Raw genomic sequence first — 21,433 nt, 5'->3', positions numbered from 1 at the left:
CACGATTCAGCCCCCTCACTGAAAAGCCCAAGGTCCTTTCGCAAGACGCAGCAGCACTCCGAGATGAAGAACCCTGATCCGAGGGCAGAAGAACTCTCATCGCAGGGTGTGTCCCCCGGCGTCTCCTTCAAGCGCATGCCCTTGCTGTTCTACAGATCTCACCCACGCCTGTTGAGCAAGGGGAAGACTCAGTCTCCCTTGCTCTCCAGCAAAGAACGAACGTAGTCATCGAGGCGTTTCATGGAGTCCGCGGGGGTGAAACCGGTGGCTTTGATCTTGCCGAGATCGAGGGCGGAAGCGAGCGGCCTGGGAGCAACCCCTTCCCGACCTGAGAAGTACTCTTCGGTCGAGACTGGAGTGACCTCGTCCGGGTCTCTGCCCGCGAGCTCGTACACGCGTTTGGCAATATCCGCCCAGGAAACGACGGGCCCCTCTCCGGAAAGGTTATAGGTGCCGTACTCCGCTTTCGTTTCGAGAAGGTGAAGGATCCCGACGGCGAGATCGCTGGTGAAGGTCAGGCGCCCCGTCTGATCGGACACCACCTGAGGTGCGATGCCTTGAGAAGCGAGTTCAAGCATCTGGCGAGGGAAGTTCTTCCCGTCGCCGACAACCCAAGAAGTCCTGACAAGATAATGCTTGGGCGCCGCTGTAACTGCGGCGTCGCCTCCTGCTTTCGCCTGGGCGTAGACGCCCAGCGGCGAGGGCGCCTCATCTTCGAGATGAGGGGAGCACGAGCCGTCGAAAACGTATTCGGTTGAGATATGCACGAGAGCCAAGCCGTGCGTGGAGGCGGCTTTGGCGAGATTCGCAGGCCCCGTCGCATTGGCGCGCCACGCCATTGGACGACCCTCGGGTGACTCTGCGCCGTCAACATTCGTCCAGGCCGCCGCGTTGATGATGATGTCGAAGCGACTCCAGTCGAAGGCGTCCATGGCCTTCACATCGGAAATGTCAACCTCGGGCAAGTCGACGCCGGTCGTCTGGTACCCGGCCTCGGGCAATTGACGCATAAGTTCACGTCCGAGCTGTCCATTGGCTCCTGTGACGAGGACGCGTTTGCCCGTGGGGGCGGGAGCTGGGAAGGGAGTGACTTGCGCCATGCGGGGGTGGGCCTTGTCCTTATCGGACAGAATCGCCTCAGCGAGGGGAATCGGCCAGTCGACGGCTGCGGTCTCATCGGCGAGGTTGAGGAAGGTGTAGGTGGCATCAGGCGACCAGTGGTCGTTCACCAAGTAGGTGTAGGCGGTGTTCGGCTCCAGCGTCTGGTAGGAGTTGCCGACCCCTCGTGGGACGTAGACGGCGACGGAGGGGTCGATGATCGTCGTGTAGACGGCACCGAAGGAAGGCCCTTCTCGCAAGTCGACCCAAGCGCCGAAGACCCGCCCCGTTGCGACTGAAACGAATTTATCCCAGGGCTCTGCATGGATACCGCGAGTCACCCCGACCTCGTCGTTGAAAGAAACATTGTTCTGCACGGGCTGGAAGTCGGGCAGGCCCAGAGCGAGCATTTTCTCACGCTGCCAGTTCTCCTTGAACCAGCCGCGATTGTCGCCGTGGACGGTCAGATCGATCCTCAAGAAGCCAGGGATCGGGGTCTCCTCAATTCCGAGAGGTTTCCCGGTGACGGCATCAGACATGAACGCTCCTAGACGACATCGACCACCCTTGAAGCGATCGAACCCTTCCAAGGATAGTAGTGGACTTCCCCTCAGGCGACGAAGACGCAACGCAAGGCGCTGGACTCGCCGAACCTACTCGCCCCGCCCCCACCTGCCCCTGGGCATAATGGCTCCACGACCTCCATAATCAGTCGACGTGTAAGGAGTCACCAATGAAGGGCATCATTCTCGCCGGAGGTTCGGGTACGCGCCTGAATCCGATCACCTTGGGGACGTCCAAACAGCTCGTGCCCGTGTACGACAAGCCGATGATCTACTACCCCCTGTCCACCCTCATGCTCGCAGGCATCCAAGATGTCCTGGTCATTACGACACCGCATGATGCCCCGAGCTTCCATCGTCTCCTCGGTGATGGCTCACAACTCGGCGTGAACATCACATACACCGTTCAGGAAGTCCCCAACGGCCTCGCCCAGGCCTTCGTCCTCGGCGCAGATCATGTCGGCACTGACTCGTCCGCACTGGTTCTGGGCGACAATATCTTCTACGGCCCCGGCATGGGCTCCCAGCTGCGCCGTCATGTCGACCCCGATGGTGGAGCCGTTTTCGCTTACCACGTGTCTGACCCGAGCGCATACGGTGTCGTCGAATTCGATGAGAGCTTCACGGCCCTGTCCATTGAGGAAAAGCCCGCCAAGCCGAAATCGCACTACGCAGTCCCGGGCCTGTACTTTTACGACAACAATGTTGTTGACATCGCGAAGAACCTCAAGCCCTCGGCCAGAGGCGAATACGAGATCACCGATGTCAACCGCACCTACTTGGAGGCGGGGAAGCTTCAAGTCGAAGTCCTGCCGCGCGGCACCGCATGGCTCGATACCGGCACCTTCGACTCCCTCGCGGATGCGACCGCATTCGTCCGCACCGTCGAGGCTCGTCAGGGCATGAAGATCGGAGCCCCCGAAGAAGTCGCCTGGAGAATGGGCTTCATCGACGATGAGGGCCTGCGTCAGCGGGCTGAACCTCTCGTCAAGTCCGGTTACGGCCAATACCTGCTCGACTTACTTGCCCGCGACGACGTCTAAGGAGATTCGCTCCACTTTTCGGTCCGGTCCTCCTCGTGATGACCGGACCGTCTCCTTTTCACCCAAGTGGGCGCCCCTGTGCAACAATCATGGGTAATCCGGCGGCTTGGCGAATCAGCCCTTCTTACCGCCGAGGAAGGACTCATTCCGATGGCATCGGACATGATCGATGATCCCAAACTCCTCGCTCGCATCCAAAAGGCTCTGGTGAAGATGCTCGAGGACATGGACAAGGCGTGCCGCGAACTCAACATCCCCTACTCCGTATACGGAGGGACGATGATCGGCGCCATCCGCCACAAAGGTTTCATTCCCTGGGATGATGACATTGACGTTTTGATGACTCGTCGTGATTATGAGCGTTTTCTCGCCGAAGCTCCCGCGCTCATGGGACCGATGTATCGCTTCGACAACACTCGCACTCTTCCCGAATACCCGTATATGTTCACCAAGCTCGGCTTCACGGGGACGCTCCTCATTCCCGAATTCGCCAAGAATGCTAACTACCGCATGCCGATCTGCCTCGATGTCCTCCCCCTCGACACGGTGCCGACCGACCCCTCTGACTTCAAGAAGCAATCGCGAGCGACGTGGCTGTGGGGGCGCCTCCTCTACCTGACCGGCACCCCGACACCGATGCTCATTGATACGCATGGTGTGAAACGCCTGGCGATCCACACGGCAACGAGCATCGCCTACTACGGGATGAAACTCCTGCGTGTCACTCCTCGTCGTCTTCAAAAGCTCTTCGACGCAGCGGCACGCAGATACGAGGGCGAGAACACCGGACGCTATACCGACTTCTCGATGCGCGATCCTGAGAATTGGGCCGTGAATCTCGATGAGATTCAACCAACGATGGATGTGCCTTTCGACGGGATCACCGTGCAAATCGCTCCCGCTTATGATGCCATGATGCGCCGAACCTACGGTGAGTACATGGAGCTCCCTCCTGTGGAACAACGCCGCAATCACAAGCCCGTCGAAGTCGACTTCGGTCCTCTCAAAGGCCTGCTCTGAGGTCCTACGATGACGAGTTCCGAACAACGGACACCCTCGCTGGGACGAGACTACTTCTGGAACACCGCATGGTCCTTCATGGTGGCTGGCGCCACTGTGATCATGTTGATCATCGTCACGAGGGCCGCCGGAGTCGCTGCGGCGGGGGTCTTCTCGATTGCTCTTGCGATCGGCCAACAATTCCAGACTCTGGGCATGTACGAAGTCCGCACCTACCAGGTGACGGACGTTCAAGGACGCTTCACATTCGGCACCTATCTGGCGGTCCGCATCCTCACGGTCCTTCTCATGGTGCTCGGTATCCTCCTCGCCTCATGGGTTTTCGGCTCGGATCTCAAAGACTCTGCTCTCATCGCCTTCGTTGCGCTCCTTCGTGTCTTTGATGCGATCGAAGACGTGTATTACTCAGAGCTCCAGCGTCAAGGACGGCTCGATATCGCTGGAAGAGCCGGGTTCATCCGTTCCTTCGTCACGACCGCGGTGTTCTCCATTGGGATCTGGGTGACCGGGGATCTGTTCGCGACGACAGCGGTCACTTTCCTGGTCTCGTTCGCGACAATGGTGCTCGTCTTCATTCCCCCCTCGCGGGCCTTGTTCTCTCTGCGTCCGCTGTGGCAGCGTGAGCGGATTCGCCTCGTTCTGCTCTTGTGCCTGCCACTAGCACTGGCCTCCTTCATCTCCATCTACCTGGCAAATGCACCGCGCTTCGCGATCAGTTTCTTCCTCGATAAGGAGCACCAGGGGTATTTCGCTCTTTTGTTCATGCCGGCATTCGCGATCAATCTTCTCTCAACGATTGTGTTCCGCCCGCTGCTGACGAGAATGGCGACCCTGTGGGTCTCCCATAATGTTCGAGGCTTCCTCAGGATCGTTTACCGGGGGCTCTCGGCTACTCTCCTCTCGTTCCTCCTCGTCGGTGGGGTCACATTCTTCCTAGGCGTCGCGATCCTCAATATCCTGTCCGGCAAGGACATTAGCGGCTACCTTCTTGAGCTCATGGTCCTCGTCTTCGGCGGTGCAATGAACTCTGCGAGTGTCATCCTCTACTACGCGCTCACAACGATGCGTCGTCAATCCCACGTCTTCGTGGGCTACGCCGTCGCCGCACTCGCGATCACTGTTTTTCTTATCTTCCTCGTTCCTCCCTTCCATCTCCTCGGAGCATCGATCGGCTACGCGGGAGCAATGAGCCTTTTGAGCGGATATTTCTTCCTCGCCCTCTTCATGGAACTGCGCAGGGACAAGAACTGCCCTTCAATCAGCGAGCTCCAAAATTGATAGACTCCGCCCAGGCGAAAGAACGCGCCTGATTCGCCGTCCTTTCCACGGTCCTGACATGAATCTGGAGGAACCCACGTGACTGTCGATAGTGTTCGCCCCTCAAGTGGAGTTCTTACCCGGAACACCAAGAGATCACGAATCGGGCTTTCGCCTCGAGGAGTCTTCTGGATCGCGTTCAGCGCTTTCTTCATTCTCACGACCGCATGGTCCTTGTACAACCCACTCACAGCCTCTCCCGATGAGCAATCCCACATCAAGAAAGCCGCAGCCACCGCTTACGGCCAGATCTTCAACGAGGAGATCCTCGTTGACCGTGTTGTCGAGGTCCCCGAGATTTACAGGGACATCTCCTACTTAATATGCAATGCTTTCGATCGAGATATGCCGATCTCCGAGTGCGAGACGCCCCTCATCGACACCCAAGAGAGTCCTAATGGTTGGGTCACAACCGATACCCCCGCAGCACGCTACAACCCTCTGTATTACGCCCTCGTGTCCTGGCCTGCCTTGTTTTCACACAGCCGCGTAGGCATTTACCTCATGAGGATCCTCTCGGGCGCGCTTGCTTCCTTCTTCCTCGCACTCGGATTCCGTTCCCTCAGTCAAGCGAAGCTACCGGGGCTCTCTTTCACCCTCGCTGCTGCGGGCCTGACACCCATGGTCTTCTTCCTGGCTGGTTCCGTTAACCCACAGGCACTCGAGCTTTCATCGGCCTTCGCCCTCTGGTCTCAAGTGTTCCTCGTTATTCGCAGAACATCTCCGAGCGAGCTGGGGCGTCGGATGTGGCTTCTCGCCTTCATTGCGAGTGTGTTTGCGAACACGCGCGGCCTCACCCCCTTCTTCATGACCCTTGGGCTCTTCGGAGCCATCGCCCTCCAACCTTGGAAACAGACATGGGTGGTCATCAAGGATCGACGTTCTTGGGGTCCAATATTCGTTACATTCCTCGCGACTCTCGCCGCCTCCATTTGGATCCTTAAAACCGGGAATCTCACCAGCGTGGACGGGCCTGAAACTTTCGTTACTCCCCGTTTCCTCGCAATGTATACGCTTCGACACACGGATGAATACATCGTTCATGCCGTTGGTACTTTCGGATGGATGCACGCACCGATGCCCCTGTGGGCATTCATGCTCTTCACGACTGCATTCATCGTAGCCCTGTTGCTCATCTGGATGCTCGCCAGGCGCCGTGAACGCCTTGTCATTTTCTCTTCAGGCATCCTCTTCTGCCTCATCGTCCCGATCATTTTGCATGCCTCTCAAGCACGCAGCCTCGGAATCATGTGGCAGGGGCGATACATTCTGCCGTTGATCATCCTCATTCCTGTGATGGCCTCATACGTTCTCGCTGATTGCGATTCTTTCCCCGAGGTGCCGAGTGCCCGAGCTATCAGCGCCTGGGCCTTCGTCTTCTGGTTAGTCCAAGCGGATTCGATCGTTTTCAACCTCCACCGTCAGCTCACCGGCGTTGCAGGCACCTGGAAGCTCTATATCTCGCCGTGGCAGCCTCCCCTTCCTTTGTGGACTGTCCCCTTCGTTCTCGGTGCGGCAGGGGCCTTGATCTTCTTCCTTTTCACTCGAGGAGGAGTCCCTTCACATCAAGCAGCTGCGATGTTCGAGGAGGAGCCTACTCTCGAACGTGATGTGCTTGAACCGGTAGAGAAATTGGCCGTAGGCCCGGTCGAGGCTGAGGATACGACTCACTGAATTCTCCACTCCCCGCTACTCGCGAAGGCTTCTGGGAAAACCGATAACCGGCTTCACTAATGAAACGGGTCCCGGTGCGAGAGTCGGCAGGGCACTACTGAGAATGCTCCGACTCAGTTCACTGTCCGCACGAGTACCGCATACGCGAAAACTGCGAACGCGAATACGCAGATAAGCATGGACGAGCCGTGCCTCGTGAAGCGCTTGGCAGCAGGTAGGCACAAGAGCGGGACGAGGACCATGACGTATCGGGAGACAACATCGAAATGCGCGTGGAACACGAATCCGAAAACCACAATTGACATCGGCGCGATCAACAGGAGACTCACGGAGCCGACTCAAGCGAACAGCCGCTCATCCATGCTCGCCTCGACGTCCAAGAAGGCTGTTGCATTGAACGCCGCGTGCAGGCCCCACGTGAGCAAGGAGACGAAAATCGATTCGGGGGTGGAGAACCCCCACCCCCATTACCTTGGAAGATGATCTTCACAGTGTCATCAATCGTGGTGAAGAGGCTCTTGATGGTGTGCTTCGCAGGACCGTCAAGAGCTGCGCGATCAACGATGACCCCGTAGATCTTCGGATCACGAGCCATGAGAGTGCCGCAATGAGAGAAATTGAGATCATGAGAGCGAGTTCTGGCACTCCCGGGTGAATCCCCTCGCCTGCTCGTCGTAGTCTCCACGATGCTCCAGGCCACCTGAAAAGGAAGAGGAGCGCTACGACAACAAGACTCGTACCCTGCAGGCCACCAAGACTCTGGCGCACTAATCAGTCGTATCGGAAGAAAGAACCACATCCCATCGACGCGCCTTTTCAACCGCATCGATGTATTGGAATCCGTCATAGACAGCTAAAGCACGGTGCAGTTTCATGAAGGGGAGGGTCAAAGCCGAAGCGATCACGCTATAGAAAACTGCAAGTCCCGCCCAGCTCTTCCTTGAGTTTTGGAAAAACCGTCGAGTCGGCTGTAAAAGTGGCTCATCTTCTTCCACCTTCTGGCGAGTTTATCGTGCTTTCTCGTTCCCTCAACGCTGGGTGTGGTAATCGATCATCGTCGTTGGGGGCTCCATCGCCGTGAAACGGGCATCGAGAGCAACAAGCCCTCCTGATTCCATTCGCGGGCCGGGCATCATCTCGAAGCGCTTCCCTTTTTGGAAGGCATCGACTACACCCGTCAGGTGCGAAGGCTGAATCGCAGCGGAGATGAGGTACTCATTGGGCCTCAACATCATCTGGGGAATCTTCAGGTCGACATGCCCGTTACCAGGATGGAGGGTCTCGGGGACGAAATCGGCATCCAAGCCGTGCAGGCCCCACACGACCGTCCCCTCGAGCGTGTCGATAGAAGCTCCGAAGACGGCGCCCTTGATGGGCTGTTGACAGGTGTAGTACATCCGAATGGTCGCCTCTTGACCCACGTTCAGTCGGTCGATTGAACGCCCTGAAGCATCGAGAAGCTCAATCTTGTCGATCCTCGCTTCCCCTGTCCCGAAGTGACGTCCGCCGCCCTCGACCTCTTCGACTCCATTCGCGACGACGGAGTACTTGTCAATGACCTCGGCGGCTGGGCCGACATCCTGGAGGCGACCGTGGTCGAGCCAGGCAACCTCATCACAGAAGGTACGCATCTGCTCGAGGCCGTGGGACACGACGACGACTGTGCGTCCCTCTTCTCGAAAGTCCGCGAACTTCGACATGCAGCGGCGTTGAAAGGCCATGTCGCCAACAGCGAGGATTTCGTCGACGAGGAGGATTTCCGGCTCGACGTGGATCGACACGGAAAAGCCGAGGCGCACGTACATGCCTGAGGAGTAGTTCTTCACCGGCTGATCGATGAAGTCGCCGACGCCTGAGAACTCGACGATATCAATGAATTTCTTTTCAATCTCCTTGCGATTCATCCCCAAGATTGCGCCGTTGAGATAGATGTTCTCGCGTCCAGAAAGCTCAGGGTGGAAGCCGGAGCCGACTTCCAACATCGCAGCCATACGTCCTCTCGAGGAGATGCTTCCTTCATCGGGAGTGAGGATCTTCGCGATGCATTTGAGTAGTGTCGATTTTCCTGAACCATTATGGCCGAGCAGTCCGAAGGTCGTTCCTTCAGAGATTCCAAGAGAAACATCTCGCAAAGCCCAAAAGTCCTCGTAACTGCCGCGTGAACGCTGGAGGAAGGCCCTCTTGAGGGACTGGTTCCGATTCGTGTAGAGACGAAACTTCTTTGAAACACCGCTTGCGGTGATGGCGTGGCGTGTCATGTGGTTCAGAGCTCCTCAACAATGCGGGCGGAGTACCGCGAGAAGAAAAGGTTGCCGAAGAGGAACATCCCAATGCCCCAGGCGATGCACGCAAGGAGAACGGGAAGGGAAGGGGGCGCGAAGTCGTACAGGCAGGCGCGAAACGCCTCCAGGAAGGTCTCCGCAGGATTCAAACGAAAGAGGGTCGTGATCGGCAGTGGCCGCCCGCCCAAGGACCAGCCCATCTCGTACAGCCTCTTCTCGACGTCTCCGAGCATGCTGAGGGAGAAGACGACCCCGGAGGCGTACATCCAGACTTGATTGAAGATCTGCCACAGGTGGGAGATGTCACGGAAGTAGACGGTCGCGACAGCAAGGATCAGGCCGAGGCCTGTCGAGAAAAGGGCAGTGAGGAGCGTGATGACGAGGAGAAGGGGAACCATTGTGAGTACCCCGGGGCCCCCGACGATCAAGGCGATGGCGACGAGGACGAGCAACTCAAACATGAAGTCGACAACGAGCGCGAGAACCGCTGAATACACGAGGATCTGACGCGGGAAATAGACTTTTGTGAGGAGTCCGGCATTGTCAACGAGCGAGTTCATCCCCTTGATGATTCCGCTCGAGAGGAAGGTCCAGCACAACACGCCGATGCCGATCCAGAGCGCGAAAGAGTCGATCCCGGAGTTCGTCCCCGGTTCGACTGAGCCCCTGAACACCAGTCCGAAGATGATGGTGAAGACGATGACGGTTGCCAGAGGGTTGATGAGAGACCAGAGTCGACCCAGGGCCGTGCCCTTGAATTCGGAGGATACTGAGCGTTGCGTGAAACGGAGGGTCAGATCAATGATCCGCTGCCACTCGCCCTTGCGCTGATCGGTGATTCCACTCATTCGACCTTTCCCTCCTGTTCATCAAATCCGCTGCGAATCCATGCGGGTGCGGTGAAGGAGTGATGCTCTTGCACAGGGGCGCTCACTCCCGCACTCATGACAGAGTCAACGTTCATTGGCGTGGCTCCTCGCGTCCGCAGATGGTCGAGCATCTTGAGCCTGAGACGGGGAGTCCACCTTGGGCAGAGAGAAGATGGCAGGACGCCACCACTCACCTTCAAAGGCCGCGCTCGTGAATACGATGATCCGCTTGGTCACCGCGTCAAGGGCCACGGCGAGAGCGAATACAAGGGCACAAATCGCGAAGAAGAAAGTGACAACCTGGACGCGGTTGAAACTCATCCAGTCGATGCTCGACATGGTGAAGAGCTTGTAGATGATGACGTGGTGCACCAAAAAGATCGGGTAGGAGTACTTCGCGATGAGTGCAACGAGCGCCCGGAGCGGACGTATTGACACGAAATCTGCGATCGCAATAAGGAAAACATAAGCGGCGAGTCCGACAATGGTGGTGGACAGGTCTTTGAAGGCCGCATGGTTCACGAGCGCAGCTGCCCCAGAAGCTCCGAAACGGTCAAGTGCTTCGAAAGCCAGGAGGACGAGTGCCGTGGGAATCGCCATGTGGGGTCGGATGCTCGCGGAAAAACGGACGAGGTACATGCCGAAGGCGAGCTCGGGAAGACGCGTCGTCAGAATCACGGACATCGGTACATCAGTTGCGGCACCGAGCCCGAAGATCGAACCAAGGTACAGCGCAGCGATAATCAGCGCCGTCGTCTTCGGGAACCGCTCAATCGCCCAGCTCAAGAGCGGGAACACCAAGTAGAAGATGATGATGAATCCGAGGAACCATTCTCCCAAGAGGTACGCCGTCGTCAGATGAAAATTCGCGACGAGCCCGTCAATGCCCAAGAGCGTCCAGATGAGCGATTTCACGGGCGCCGCATTGAGCGGGTGCCCCTTCGAATCGATGAAGAAGTAGAGGGTTCCCAAGACCCACGCGGTCCAGAACATCGGGTAAATGCCTTTGAAGCGCTTCCAGTAAAAGCTCTTCACATCAATCGGCTGCCGGTAATTCAGCGCGAGGACGGTTCCAGAGATGATGAGGAAGAGTGAGACGCCGAGGTCGCCGATGTACACGCCGAAGGGACGGTTCGCGAGGAGGTAGCCCCCCTGAGAGAAGAAGGGGTTGTTGAAGTGGGTGATGACAATGAGGATCGTCGCCGTCGCTCGCACGAGGTCGATCGAGAAGACCCTTTCGCGCCGCGCTTTCACGGCGCCTTTCTCAGAAGGAGTGCGGCTCAATGTTCCTCTCCTCCCCGAGTGCTGTTCTTCGCCGCGCGCATCACGCGGTAAGCGGCCGTAGCTGCGGGAAGCAATGATTTCGGTAGTTTGCGGCGCACTCCTGCCCGGAGGACCCGCCAAGCGGAAGAATTGAGGATTCCCCACTTGATCATGTCGCGTTCCTTCGCCAAGTTGGTGTGCAAGGCGAGGACACGGGTGAGTTCACGCGTGTAGAAGGCGAGATTCGTTAGTTCGATGCGCGCGAACCTGTCGGAGAAGAGCCAAGCGGAGAAATAGCCTGCGTTCTGAGCAACATAGGCGTAGGAGCGCTCGATGGCGTGACTGATCGTACCGTCTCCCCCGAGAGGTTCAGCCGGGAAGTCTTCGTAGGCCCAGCCATTCTCGAAGAGGGCGCGCATGGCTGCCGGACGGAACCAGAAGGTTGAGCCCAGCGGGGCGATCAACCCCTTCTCCTCGTGGATCTTCACCTTCACCCCGAGCTCAGCGAGGAGCGTCTTCGTGTTGTCGAGGTTCGGCCCCCATGCATATGAGGAGATCGGGAAGTAGTCTGCGTGATTCGGAGGAGTCGGGGACAGAAGGCCGAGTCGAGGTTCTTTCTCAAAAAGCGCAAGAACATTGGAGACGAATTGGGCGCTCGGCGCGACATTCTCGAAGCACTTGAGTGCGAAACCCTCCCCAACGGTTCCCGGCTGAACTTGGGCGACCTTCTTGTCATGGATGAAGCAGACGAGGTCGTAATCCATGACGAGGTCGGCGCAGCCGACGAGGAGTGCTGAGACGTCTCTGCCGCGGTTGACGATCTTACGGACGATCAGCTTTTGCGTCAGGTCCTTGCAGGCGTTTTCAACGAAGGCGACCTTCTCATCTGAGCCGACCGTGATGATGAGATCGGAATCGGGGGGCATCGACGCGGCGTAATGGAGCATCTGCGGGAGGAGCTCCATGTAGTGCACGTGCATGATGAGTGCGACCTTGCTCGGCTTCGGCTCAGTGATCACGGCCCCGGTTGGGAGCACGTACGTGAGTTGAAGATTCTTCACCAGGTCGGTGAGTTCAACAGTGCGCAGGACATTCTCCCAGATGAGGTCCGTGTCGTAGTCGGTCTCATCGCGCAGGTACTCGTACAAGTCGAGGGCAGCGTTACCAACGGCCTGGAAGAGGACGTCTTCGTAATCGTGGAAGAAGGAGCGGCGTTTGAAGATCGGGCATCGGCGTTCGGCGAGCAGCTTCTTCGCTTGAAAAACGATCGGATGCGCGGTGATCTCTTCAAGATCGGAGGTGTCAATGTACAGGCCGGAGGTGAAACCGAGCTTCTCGAAGCGTGCTGTGAAGGTCTTCTCGTGTTTCGAGACGGAATCCTGGTAGTCACGAATCTCGGGCATCTCGTCCCAGTAGCTCTGGAAGGGCTCCGATTCGACAAGGGAACGCCTGTAGACATGGAAATGCGACTGAATATGCGCAGGGATTCGAGCTCCCTCCGGCACAGATTCATTATCCTTGCCCACGGCATGGAAACCTGTGATACCCCAGAAATCGAGGTCACGGCCCGCCATTTCACCGAACATTTCTTCGAAGGGATGCACCGGGCCCATGATCGTTGCGTTGAAAAGGACGAGTTCGTCGAATTCGACGAGGCGCTCCCACCCATAGGCATCGAGGGCGGTCTTGTAGGCCCAGACGTCAAGGCCGGTGTTCTCCCGGACGATGAGCTGATCTGCGAAGCTCTCAAACCGATGGCGCCCCTTGTCGTTCAGGGCGCCGTTGACGACGACGACGAGCTCGTCAAGATTGGGCTTCATGCCTTCGAGCAGGCGTTCGACATAGGTGTCCACCTGCCCCTCGGCATCGAAGAAGAAGAAGATTCCGAGTCGAGAAGGCTTTTCACCGAGGATCATTGGGCTCCCATCGAGGTGTGTGAGGACCGCTCACTCGTCTCATTCACGGCCGAGGAGGCGATGATCGGCTTTGAGGATCTGGCGGATCTTCGTCGCGTCGCCCCACACTCCCGGAGAATCGTAGGGTCGATCAGGGAAGGCTCCGTATTCGAGGGAGATACCGAGGGCGTTGTCCTTGATGTAGCCTTCGACGCGCTCGGCGAGAGACACCGGCTGGCCGGTACAGGCGTTAATGATGCCGACGACCTCGTCCTGGTCGAGGATCGCGGCAATCTGATCGGAGAGATCGTCAACGGAGATGAAGTCGTAGAGGTTCTTACCGCTTGTGAACGGGAAGCTCGTCTTCCCCTCTTCCGCTGCGGAAAGAAGCTTGGAGAAGATCGAGTTTCCGAATTTGTCGTCGCCGACGATGTAGTAGGCGCGAATCCATTGGAGGGTCGCCCCATGAGATTGTGCTGACAGCATCGCGGTCTCGCGCAGTGCGTTCTTCGCGATGCCGTAGAGGGATGCGGGGGCGCAGGGCGAGTTCTCGTCAATAGGGCCTTCCCAATACCCGACCTCATGCATCGTCCCCATGACGGCGAGCTGTTTGAGGCCACCGGCGTACAGGTTCTCAATGAGATGGTAGTGCTTGGCAAGATCGTCGAGATGAGCCGGAGAGTTGTGCTTGAAACCGTCGCGCCAGGCCATGTGGAGAACGGCATCGGGGCGGCCCATCTGCTCGTAAATATCGGCGTCGCCAGAGAACAGATCAATGCTGACGCGCTCGGCGCGCTCGTCAACGCCCTCGAAACGAATGTCGAGAGCCTTCACTTCGAGGCCCCTGTCGAGGAGGCTCTTCACGACATGTCGACCGATGTAGCCACCCGCACCAGTGACAAGAACAGACTTGACCATGGTTCGGGATTGTATCAGCACGCCCGCTTTCACCTCAGGCTTCTCCGGTGCGCCAAGCCCTATCCCGCTGCGGCCCGCACCCCTGTTCGCCTCGCTTCACCTGCCGAAGACTCCTTTCAGCCTCCTGTATGCGGGCACGATCACGCGGGCGAGACCCGGAGCAGCGGACTTGATGAAGGACCTGAGAAAAGCGGCTCGCTGAGCGAATCCGCCCCTATGCCCATCGGGGCGGCAACGGGCCGCGTCATGACGCCACTGCTCAAGCGCGAATTCCCTTCCCCCCTGACCTGGTTTGACGACTTGGAGCATGTGGAATCCGCCAGAAGCAACCGCCGATGCGATGAGGAGCTCTTCTTCCTCGACTGTCAGAGCATTCACAGCCGCGTCCTCGTCCCTGAGGGGATCGTGCGCACACGCGGTGATGAACGAGGCACGAATGGCGAAAGGCGCGGACGGCTCAAGCAATGGGAGGCGAGAGTCGAGGGGCGCGGTGATTCCCAATGAGAGCGCGGCATTCCTCACCGCTTCAAAGCGTTCAGGCTTCAGGGGGCGCAGTGGGGCCTCGTCCTCGGTCGCGGAACGCACCTCTACGAGCAGGCCAAGCCTTGGACGTGTACGGAACAGATCAAGCGCAGACCTGAGCAGATCCGCATCATTCAGGATCGAATCCCGATCCTCATCACCCAGGTCCCCGCAGTCGATATACAGGCTGCGCGCATCCTCGGGTTCTTGCGCAAGGAGTCGGAGCATTGTCGAGAATCGTCCACGTCCTCGCTCCTGCCGACTTTCCCCCTCAAAGACTGCGGTGAAGCAGGGTTCGACTTGGATCTCAAGGCACTGAGGGAACGCTGAGCTCTGCTCGCGCACCTGCTCGACGAACTCCTCGCGACACGAGATGACCGCCCTGGTTTCAGGGGGAAGGGCCGAAAGGAGCCCCCTCAAACGGGACAGGGACGCTGAAGAATCGACAATGGCGTGAAGAACGAGGCGCTCATCCGGCCAGGGGGTGGTGGAAGCATCGACGGCCTCGACGAGACCTGCATTCACGAGAAGAACACGGGGCGGGGCGACGCGGGCGACTCCGGCAAGGAGGAGGTCCTCGGGATATCCCCGCTCCACAGCTTTCGAGATGAGTTCTATGCCCTTGACACCATGATCATCCAAATAGCTCGGATCGTGGAAGAAGATCCGACGTTTGAGGATCGGACAGCCCGCATCGAGCAGTTCACCCGCTTCGAGGATCGAGGGATTCTCGCTCGCATAAGCGGATGCGGGATAAACGGCGTAGGAGGAATGACCCAAGGATTCGAAGTACTCGGTGAAGCGCGACTCGTGGTGTTCGATCGAATCGAGGTAGGAGCGGATCGGAGGCATTCCTTCCCAGTAGGAGCGAAACTCCGGGTCCTTAAGCAACGGGGAGCGAACGGCGATGAAATGCGACTGAATGTGTCGGGGCATCACACGCTTGGCGGCGAAAGGATGTGGGCGGACTTCCGGCGCCTCAGTCAAGCCCCAGAAAGACGCCTCGGAATGAGCGGCCGCCGCTTCGAAGACGCTGTGCCAAGGATTGATCGGCGCGAAGAAAGTGTTGTTGAAGAGGAGGAGCTCATCGAAGGCGCCCAGTTCTTCCCATCCGATCGCCTCCAGGCCCGCTCGGTATCCCCCGACATCGAAGCCTTCGTTCTCACGAACAATGACCTCGTCGACGATCAGACGAAGACGCGCTTCGTCTTCCGTGTGGAGCGCTCCGTTGGCGACGAAGAGGAAGCGGGAGACGAAGGGGCGGAGGCTGAGCAGCACGAGCTCCATATATTCGTCGACACGAGCGGCTTGATCGTAGAAGAGACAGACCGCGGCGCGCGTGACACTCATATGGCACTTCCCAGGTCGTGGAGGCACAAGGGACACACTCCACGATAACGGTCCCCGCGTCCTCCCCGCTATCGGCACTGATGGGGAATGTGGAGGCTTTTTGCTTTCAAGAATCGACGTGACTAAGGCGATACGAGTGATGGAGACGATGAGAAAAGGGTCCGGTAGGCTGAAACGCATGGATTCTCCTGTACTCCGCGACTCCACAAAGGCCGCCATCCTCTTCTTCCTCGGGATCATGGCGATCGCCATGATCGGGGGGAGAATCCATACAGGGATCGCCCTCGTCTTCTGGGGCGCGATCCTCCTGCTCGCTTTCCTTGTAGTCCTCGTCCTCTGGCGTCATCGCAAGAACCTGAGTCTGCGCTCCTTGGGCGCTTTGCCTGTGATCCTCACTCCTTCCATTATTGGAGTTGCCGGCATTCTTAGACTCATTGGTTTCTACCAGGGCGGAGTCCCGATCCAATTCACCCGCAATGACATGGTGATGAATTCGATCGAGGCGATGACCATCCATATGCGCGGCGGCCTAGGACAAGGAGACGAGGCGAAGCCCGTTTTCGTGACCGCAATCATCAATTCGCTCTTCTACGGTCCAGGAACGGATTACCCCGATCTGCTCACCATGCTCTACGGCAATATTGCGGCAACGACCGTGGTGTGTGTCGTCGCGAGCGTCTTCGGCGCATGGTTCGCCTTCAACCTCCTCAAAGGCGTTCCCCTCCCCTGGCGCATCGCCGCCGCTCTTTTCGCAGGCTGGGTCCCCTTCACCCGCCACATCTTCGGTGCGGTCATGTACCAGGGGTACATGAACATTCCCGTGATCTACCTGGTCCTCATCCTCACATGGATCGTGTTCCGGACGATGCACACGATCGAGTCAATGGCCTGGCTCGCCCTCATCATCGTCATCACACTCGCCACATGGTCCCCCGCGTCCCTCATTCCTGGCTTCCTCCTGCTCCTCGCTCTCCTCCTGCGTCTCTCTGATAGCGAAGCCCAAAGGTCGACGGCTCTCCAACTTGTCTTCCTTCTCTTCTCATGGGGGTTCGTCGTCGTTTTCTTCCTGGGAGTTTCCCTTCCCTCTCTTCGCGCTGACGGCGACTACCTCACCGCCGGTCCCGGCGGGCTCGCAGGAGACTTCCAGGATCACCTCCTTCTTGCTGCGATTGGTCTCATGCTTCTCGAGCTCCTGTACGGAGCACTCGTCCCACAGCGTCATTCCGCGCCCGTCCTCGGAATCGGTGCAATGACTCTGGGAGGTTGGCTCTCGGTCTTCTACCTCGCTTCCCTCCGTGAGATCGGAGACTCTCCGTGGGGCTACTACCCTTTGAAGATGCTGTGGATCATCACCATCACCATGGCGATGATCATCGGCACAGAACTCATCGCTCAAACATTCACGGCTCTCGCAACCCCTAAAGGCACGCAGTTCTCAAAGCGGAAACGCGTACTTTTGCGCGTCTGTTTCGGGACTCTTTCCGTTCTCGTTCTCATAGTCGGCGTCGTATTGCCCTCCTCCTACTTGGGCATACGCAAAACTCTCGTGCCGATGTTGGCTCGCGATATCATCGTTCCCTCGGCTCAGGAGAAACGCACTTACGACGAGCTCGTCGAGGTCTTCGATGCCCATAAGGGCGAGGCGATCGCGTTCTGGCGCCAAGCGGAAGTCATGGAGTTCGACGGAGATCGGAACCGTTTCCTCATCCAATTCTCCGCCCCGACCAATCACGATGTACGCTCCCACTCCTACCGCGCCTGGGACGAGCACTACTACAATCTCCTCTGCCCTCTCCTGCGCGATTGGGACAAAGACGCAACACTTGTCACCTCAAGCAAGAACTACGAGACTACGAAGAACCGCCTGTCCTACTGCGGCCTTCACCACGACGTCGAGATTCTGACCCTCGACGACTGATTCCCACATTTCGCTCCCCTGACGACTATGCCCACAGATCGGTTAGACGTGTTGACACTCTTCACTCCAAGAGATCTTTCCACTCGAAATAACTCCCTCAATATGCTCCGGCTCGTCTTTGCGCTTCTCGTGGTTTTTTCCCATGCGCAGCTGCTCACAGTATCCGGAGACGGCGTCGTCATCTTCGGGCAACATCTCGGTTCCTGGGCGGTCGTCGGATTCTTCGGGATCTCCGGTTATCTCATCACTGGGGCCCGAATCCGTTCGGACGCCGGCTCTTATCTCATCAACCGCGTCGTGAGGATTTTCCCCGCATTCGTCTTCGTCCTCGTCTTCGTGGCCTTCTTCTTGGCGCCCCTGACGATGTACATCGAGTCGGGCACGATCGACGGTTACTTCGGCACTTCCCCGACTCCCCTGGACTATGTGTACTCTAACCTTCTCCTTAAGGTCAGCTACTACCACATCGGCACTACCCTTTCCACGCATCCTCTGAGCGCCTGGAACGGTTCCCTCTGGTCGCTGTCCTACGAGTTCTGGTGCTACATCATCATTGGTGTCTTCATGTCGTGGAAGTTCATCCGCGAGCAAGTCTGGCCCACCACTGGCCTCTTCGTTCTCTTCACCCTCGCTCATATGGGAATCGCACAGCTCAGGCCCTACATCGGAAACAACTACGACCTGGAGCTCTTGATCTTCATGACGCCGTATTTCATGGGCGGCGCCATGGTTTATCAGCTGCGCGATCGTCTGCCGATCCGTCACTTGTACGCATTGATCGCGGCAGTGATCTCACTGCTGCTCATCTGGTACTTCCCAGCCTTCGGTAAACAGCTCGCCTCCCCGACACTGGCATACCTCGTCCTCTATTTCGGCTCGGTCCTCCCCTCTCCGGGCTTCACGAAGGTCCATGACATCTCCTACGGGGTCTACATCTTCCACTTCCCGATCATTCAGTTCCTCATCGCCCTCAAGGTTCATCTCCTCGGTTTCTGGCCCTTCCTCTTCATTACCCTGCTCATCACTTGCGCACTTGCCACAGCCTCCTGGTTCGGCATTGAGCGCGCAGCGATGCGCTGGGTTCGTGGCCGCAACCCTTGGGGTGATATCCGTAAGCCCGCTCATTGACCCTGAAGGACGGCGGAGAGCAGAATCCACCGACATGCTGTGAAGGACGGCGAAGCCCCGAATCAGTCAACTCACAGATCTTTGTCTCCCCTAAGATGACTGATGACCGCCAATCCAGGAGAACACCATGCATTCGATCGACATCATGCTCCCCTTCTGGGGCGAGCCCGCCTACCTTTTCGAGACGGTGCAAGCCGTGCTCTCACAGGATTGCACCGATTGGCGTTTAACCGTCGTCGACGATTGCTACCCTGATCCGAGTGTCGCCGAGTATTTCCGAAACCTCGCCGACGAGCGCATCTCATACCTGCGCAATGAGAGCAATCTTGGGATCACCGCGAACTACGAGAAGTGCGTCTCCCTCGCCACGGCAGATCTTGTCATGCTCCTCGGATGCGATGATATCCCCCACCCGGATTTCATCTCCCGCGTCCTTTCAATGCACGATGCCTTCCCGGCGGCCACGATCATTCAGCCCGGTGTACGCATCATCGACTCCACGGGAAGCACCGTTGATCCTTTCGTCGACCGGATTAAGCGCTTGACCATGCCGCGCACTCGGGTGCCGCGACTCCTCTCAGGCGAGTATCTGGCGGCCTCTCTTCTTCGGGCCGATTGGTTGTACTGGCCTTCCCTCGTGTTCAAGCGCGAGGCCCTTGTGTCTACTCCTTTCCGTGAGGGCTTCCCGATCATCCAGGATCTTGCGCTCATCATCGATATGATCGCCGCGGGTGAGGCGCTGCTCCTCGACCCATACGTGTGCTTCTCCTATCGCAGGCATAATGAGTCCGCATCTGCGACCGCTCTTTTCGATGGTCGCAGATTCGATGGGGAGAAGCGCTATTTCGAGTTGGCGGCGAAGATCGCCAAGCGCAATGGCTGGAGTGCGGCTGTCCGAGCCGCAAAGCTCCATTCGACATCACGCGCCCACGCGGTGGCGCTTCTGCCCAAGGCGATCCGAACGAAGGATACGAAGGCCGTGAAGATGCTGGCCTCGCATGCCTTCAGATCCTGAAGCTTCACCCTGAGGCTGATTCCGTTCGGTGTACGAGCGGCTCCCGAGGCCTGATTCCACAGTCCGGCCGGGGCGGCTCTCACTCCTTCGAATCGGAGGCTCTCCTCACTCCTTGGAATCGGAGGCGCTCAGGCCCAGAACCCGGAGGCTCAGTCCCTCGAATCGGAGCCCTTCGACGCTTCAAGCGCCGCGATCTTGCCGCGAAGAACGCCCATATCGGAGTTCAGGATCGCGATCTCCTCGACCAGAGTGCGTCTCTCCTCGGAGGCCTGTGAGAGGTCGACGGACAGACGCAGAGTCAGTAGGAGGATCACAATGCCCGCCGCGAAAAAGGCGAGGTTGAGAGGCACCTGGATGCCGAGGGCGTGCGCGAGAGCGTGGAGGAGCTGCGGGAAGAAGGAACCGATAACGGAGGCGAGCGCGATGACGATCCACCAGGTCGCATAGCGCTCCTTCATCCCCGAGTTCCTCAAACGGAAGAACACCGCGATGAGGATGACAATGGCGAAAAGGACTCCAAGCAGATACGTCGACTGCATCAGGCTTGCACCTCACGTTCGAGTTTCGTCCCGGACTTGGGTCGGGTGATGGCGATTCCGAGGGCAAGAAAAGCCCTCATGAGGAACTTCGCGGAAGCGAGTCCACCGTGAGAGGGCGTTCCCCCGGCTCTCGGACGCATCTCCACAGCGGTCTGGCGCACCACGAGCCCATCGCGGGCCGCCATCACCAGTGCCTCGATTGTGTCTCCAAGGTATTCGGCGGGGTAGTTCTTCGAAAAGTAGCTCAGAGCCGCACGGTTTGAGAGTTTGAAACCCGATGTCGTGTCCGTCAGACGGGTTGCGCAGATTCGTGACAAGACCGCGGAGAGGAATTTCATGGCGAGCATGCGAAGCCCGTGAGCCTCGTATTCTCCTTTTCCTGCGAAGCGGGCGCCGATCATTAGGTCTGCGCCCGTTTCCTTCAAAGCGTCGAGCATCCCGGGAATCTCATGCGGATCATGCTGACCGTCGGCATCGAGCTGAACCGCATAGTCGTAGCCCTTGCGCACTGCGTACACGTATCCGGCGCGCATCGCTCCCCCAACACCGAGGTTGAGGGGAAGGTCGAGCACCGCAACCCCTGCGGCTTTGGCGATCGATGCCGTCGCATCGGTCGAGCCATCGGAGACGACGAGAATATCGGCAAAGTCCTGGACGGCCGTCTTCACTTCTTCGAGGACGGGGCCGAGGACCTTCTCTTCGTTCCACGCGGGGATGACGATGAGCATGTTGCGGCTTTTGTCCGGCATACAGCTCCTTGATGATACGAACGGATGATCCCGTTCATCCTATCGCCGCTATGTGCGAACACGGCAAGGGCATGCCCGGGTACTGCACCCTCCTTTTGTCTTCTCGCTGGGGAGGCGGAGGCAAAAGGAGGGTGAGGGGAAGGCAGCTGGGGCCAGGTTCCAAGGACTAGCGCTGGTGGTGATGGAAACGAGGAGGATGCCTTCGAGATGTCAGAGCCGTCATCGTAAAACTGCAGAGCAGAACCACGGCGCACCAAGAGCTCTTGAGCG

General features: G+C 58.3%; 17 protein-coding genes. 7 read left to right on the top strand and 10 right to left on the bottom strand.

Annotated elements, in window-relative coordinates; genetic code table 11:
- Positions 1 to 188 precede the first annotated feature (188 nt).
- Positions 189 to 1,637: a sugar nucleotide-binding protein gene (locus JFX23_RS02075; RefSeq protein ID WP_198775505.1), complete on the bottom strand. Its 1,449-nt coding sequence runs from the start codon at positions 1,635 to 1,637 to the stop codon at positions 189 to 191.
- A gap of 194 nt (positions 1,638 to 1,831) precedes the next feature.
- Between JFX23_RS02075 and rfbA the strand changes: the two genes are divergently transcribed.
- From rfbA to JFX23_RS02055, 4 genes are all read left to right on the top strand, one after another.
- Positions 1,832 to 2,704: a glucose-1-phosphate thymidylyltransferase RfbA gene (gene rfbA / locus JFX23_RS02070; protein ID WP_198775504.1), complete on the top strand. Its 873-nt coding sequence runs from the start codon at positions 1,832 to 1,834 to the stop codon at positions 2,702 to 2,704.
- A 150-nt stretch (positions 2,705 to 2,854) separates the two neighbouring features.
- Positions 2,855 to 3,724, top strand: coding sequence for a LicD family protein (locus JFX23_RS02065; RefSeq protein WP_198775503.1), 870 nt, complete (start codon positions 2,855 to 2,857; stop codon positions 3,722 to 3,724).
- A gap of 9 nt (positions 3,725 to 3,733) precedes the next feature.
- Positions 3,734 to 5,002, top strand: a complete 1,269-nt coding sequence (locus JFX23_RS02060) for a lipopolysaccharide biosynthesis protein (RefSeq protein WP_198775502.1) — start codon at positions 3,734 to 3,736, stop codon at positions 5,000 to 5,002.
- Positions 5,003 to 5,080: 78 nt separating this feature from the next.
- Positions 5,081 to 6,715, top strand: a complete 1,635-nt coding sequence (locus tag JFX23_RS02055) for a DUF2142 domain-containing protein (protein WP_198775501.1) — start codon at positions 5,081 to 5,083, stop codon at positions 6,713 to 6,715.
- A gap of 113 nt (positions 6,716 to 6,828) precedes the next feature.
- Here JFX23_RS02055 and JFX23_RS02050 read toward each other — a convergent pair whose 3' ends face one another.
- The 7 genes from JFX23_RS02050 to JFX23_RS02020 form a co-directional block, all read right to left on the bottom strand.
- Positions 6,829 to 7,044, bottom strand: a complete 216-nt coding sequence (locus tag JFX23_RS02050; RefSeq protein WP_198775500.1) for a hypothetical protein — start codon at positions 7,042 to 7,044, stop codon at positions 6,829 to 6,831.
- Positions 7,045 to 7,743: 699 nt separating this feature from the next.
- Positions 7,744 to 8,973, bottom strand: coding sequence for an ABC transporter ATP-binding protein (locus JFX23_RS02045; protein ID WP_198775499.1), 1,230 nt, complete (start codon positions 8,971 to 8,973; stop codon positions 7,744 to 7,746).
- Between the two features lie 5 nt (positions 8,974 to 8,978).
- A complete protein-coding gene (locus JFX23_RS02040; protein ID WP_198775498.1) occupies positions 8,979 to 9,845 on the bottom strand; it encodes an ABC transporter permease in 867 nt (288 codons plus the stop codon).
- 105 nt (positions 9,846 to 9,950) lie between these two features.
- Positions 9,951 to 11,150, bottom strand: coding sequence for an acyltransferase (locus JFX23_RS02035; RefSeq protein WP_005962008.1), 1,200 nt, complete (start codon positions 11,148 to 11,150; stop codon positions 9,951 to 9,953).
- Positions 11,147 to 13,045 carry a rhamnan synthesis F family protein gene (locus tag JFX23_RS02030; protein ID WP_198775497.1) on the bottom strand — a complete coding sequence of 633 codons (1,899 nt, stop codon included), beginning with the start codon at positions 13,043 to 13,045 and terminating at the stop codon, positions 11,147 to 11,149. Before JFX23_RS02030 ends, JFX23_RS02035 begins: the two co-directional genes overlap by 4 nt.
- A 39-nt stretch (positions 13,046 to 13,084) precedes the next feature.
- Positions 13,085 to 13,942: an NAD-dependent epimerase/dehydratase family protein gene (locus JFX23_RS02025; protein WP_198775496.1), complete on the bottom strand. Its 858-nt coding sequence runs from the start codon at positions 13,940 to 13,942 to the stop codon at positions 13,085 to 13,087.
- 96 nt (positions 13,943 to 14,038) lie between these two features.
- Positions 14,039 to 15,814, bottom strand: coding sequence for a rhamnan synthesis F family protein (locus JFX23_RS02020; protein ID WP_198775495.1), 1,776 nt, complete (start codon positions 15,812 to 15,814; stop codon positions 14,039 to 14,041).
- Positions 15,815 to 15,992: 178 nt separating this feature from the next.
- Here JFX23_RS02020 and JFX23_RS02015 point away from each other — a divergent pair, with 178 nt between their 5' ends.
- The 3 genes from JFX23_RS02015 to JFX23_RS02005 all read left to right on the top strand — a co-directional run bounded on the left by JFX23_RS02015 (position 15,993) and on the right by JFX23_RS02005 (position 19,875).
- On the top strand, positions 15,993 to 17,732 hold the full coding sequence (locus tag JFX23_RS02015) for a hypothetical protein (protein WP_233050469.1): 1,740 nt from the start codon (positions 15,993 to 15,995) through the stop codon (positions 17,730 to 17,732).
- A gap of 27 nt (positions 17,733 to 17,759) precedes the next feature.
- Entirely contained in the window at positions 17,760 to 18,860 is a 1,101-nt protein-coding gene (locus tag JFX23_RS02010; protein WP_332874660.1) for an acyltransferase family protein, read from the top strand.
- A gap of 127 nt (positions 18,861 to 18,987) precedes the next feature.
- Complete coding sequence (locus JFX23_RS02005) at positions 18,988 to 19,875, top strand: glycosyltransferase family 2 protein (RefSeq protein WP_198775492.1); 888 nt, start codon at positions 18,988 to 18,990, stop codon at positions 19,873 to 19,875.
- Between the two features lie 149 nt (positions 19,876 to 20,024).
- On the opposite strand, the gene JFX23_RS02000 is transcribed toward JFX23_RS02005, so the two are convergent.
- Both JFX23_RS02000 and JFX23_RS01995 read right to left on the bottom strand, forming a co-directional pair.
- Entirely contained in the window at positions 20,025 to 20,414 is a 390-nt protein-coding gene (locus tag JFX23_RS02000; protein ID WP_005962022.1) for a DUF2304 domain-containing protein, read from the bottom strand.
- Positions 20,414 to 21,163 carry a glycosyltransferase family 2 protein gene (locus JFX23_RS01995; RefSeq protein WP_198775491.1) on the bottom strand — a complete coding sequence of 250 codons (750 nt, stop codon included), beginning with the start codon at positions 21,161 to 21,163 and terminating at the stop codon, positions 20,414 to 20,416. The genes JFX23_RS02000 and JFX23_RS01995 overlap by 1 nt, the downstream gene beginning before the upstream one ends.
- Positions 21,164 to 21,433 lie beyond the last annotated feature (270 nt).

Source organism: Schaalia cardiffensis (genome assembly GCF_016405145.1).
In the GTDB taxonomy this organism is placed as follows: Bacteria; Actinomycetota; Actinomycetes; order Actinomycetales; family Actinomycetaceae; genus Pauljensenia; species Pauljensenia cardiffensis.
This window is presented reverse-complemented; position numbering and strand designations above follow the sequence as displayed.

What these genes read in the sequence shown, in the direction of transcription:
- JFX23_RS02045 (WP_198775499.1), bottom strand. Translation starts at nt 8,973, where the DNA reads ATGACACGCCACGCCATCACCGCAAGCGGTGTTTCAAAGAAGTTTCGT.
- JFX23_RS02000 (WP_005962022.1), bottom strand. Translation starts at nt 20,414, where the DNA reads ATGCAGTCGACGTATCTGCTTGGAGTCCTTTTCGCCATTGTCATCCTC.
- JFX23_RS02005 (WP_198775492.1), top strand. Translation starts at nt 18,988, where the DNA reads ATGCATTCGATCGACATCATGCTCCCCTTCTGGGGCGAGCCCGCCTAC.
- JFX23_RS02065 (WP_198775503.1), top strand. Translation starts at nt 2,855, where the DNA reads ATGGCATCGGACATGATCGATGATCCCAAACTCCTCGCTCGCATCCAA.
- rfbA (WP_198775504.1), top strand. Translation starts at nt 1,832, where the DNA reads ATGAAGGGCATCATTCTCGCCGGAGGTTCGGGTACGCGCCTGAATCCG.
- JFX23_RS02060 (WP_198775502.1), top strand. Translation starts at nt 3,734, where the DNA reads ATGACGAGTTCCGAACAACGGACACCCTCGCTGGGACGAGACTACTTC.
- JFX23_RS02030 (WP_198775497.1), bottom strand. Translation starts at nt 13,045, where the DNA reads ATGATCCTCGGTGAAAAGCCTTCTCGACTCGGAATCTTCTTCTTCTTC.
- JFX23_RS02040 (WP_198775498.1), bottom strand. Translation starts at nt 9,845, where the DNA reads ATGAGTGGAATCACCGATCAGCGCAAGGGCGAGTGGCAGCGGATCATT.
- JFX23_RS02010 (WP_332874660.1), top strand. Translation starts at nt 17,760, where the DNA reads ATGCCCACAGATCGGTTAGACGTGTTGACACTCTTCACTCCAAGAGAT.
- JFX23_RS02025 (WP_198775496.1), bottom strand. Translation starts at nt 13,942, where the DNA reads ATGGTCAAGTCTGTTCTTGTCACTGGTGCGGGTGGCTACATCGGTCGA.
- JFX23_RS02015 (WP_233050469.1), top strand. Translation starts at nt 15,993, where the DNA reads ATGGATTCTCCTGTACTCCGCGACTCCACAAAGGCCGCCATCCTCTTC.
- JFX23_RS02020 (WP_198775495.1), bottom strand. Translation starts at nt 15,814, where the DNA reads ATGAGTGTCACGCGCGCCGCGGTCTGTCTCTTCTACGATCAAGCCGCT.
- JFX23_RS02075 (WP_198775505.1), bottom strand. Translation starts at nt 1,637, where the DNA reads ATGTCTGATGCCGTCACCGGGAAACCTCTCGGAATTGAGGAGACCCCG.
- JFX23_RS01995 (WP_198775491.1), bottom strand. Translation starts at nt 21,163, where the DNA reads ATGCCGGACAAAAGCCGCAACATGCTCATCGTCATCCCCGCGTGGAAC.